General features: G+C 52.9%; 2 rRNA genes. Both read left to right on the top strand.

The annotated features are described in order from the left end of the window. A 23S ribosomal RNA gene (locus tag HMPREF0721_RS11195) occupies positions 1–496 on the top strand; the annotation flags it as partial. Between the two features lie 105 nt (positions 497–601). Further along, a 5S ribosomal RNA gene (gene rrf / locus HMPREF0721_RS11190) occupies positions 602–718 on the top strand. Position 719 lies beyond the last annotated feature (1 nt).

Below are 719 nucleotides of genomic sequence, written 5' to 3'. Positions count from 1 at the left end.
GAGTGGAAGGGCCATCGCTCAACGGATAAAAGCTACCTCGGGGATAACAGGCTTATCTCCCCCAAGAGTCCACATCGACGGGGAGGTTTGGCACCTCGATGTCGGCTCGTCTCATCCTGGGGCTGAAGCAGGTCCCAAGGGTTGGGCTGTTCGCCCATTAAAGAGGCACGCGAGCTGGGTTCAGAACGTCGTGAGACAGTTCGGTCCCTATCCGTCGTGGGCGTTAGAAATTTGAGAGGAGCTGTTCCTAGTACGAGAGGACCGGAATGGACAAACCTCTGGTGCACCAGTTGTTCCGCCAGGAGCACAGCTGGGTAGCCAAGTTTGGCAGGGATAAGTGCTGAAAGCATCTAAGCACGAAGCCCCCCTCAAGATAAGATATCTCATCCTAAAAAAGGAGTAAGGCCACTGGCAGACGACCAGGTAGATAGGCCGGAGGTGGAAGTCCAGCAATGGATGGAGCTGACCGGTACTAATCGGCCGAGGTCTTGATCCAAGGTGTTACGGTTTGCGTTTATGTTGTTTTGAGTGACCTTAAGCAGCGAACCCAATCTTCAAAAAAGATGGGTGAAGAGACAATCGAATAACACCGATAAAATGGTTTCGTGATAATGGCAGAGAGGCCACACCTGTTCTCATCCCGAACACAGCAGTTAAGCTCTCTCGCGTCGAAAGTACTTGGCGGGCAGCTGCCTGGGAGGATAGATCATCGCGAAACC

Source organism: Pseudoramibacter alactolyticus ATCC 23263 (genome assembly GCF_000185505.1).
Lineage (GTDB): Bacteria > Bacillota > Clostridia > Eubacteriales > Eubacteriaceae > Pseudoramibacter > Pseudoramibacter alactolyticus.
This window is presented reverse-complemented; position numbering and strand designations above follow the sequence as displayed.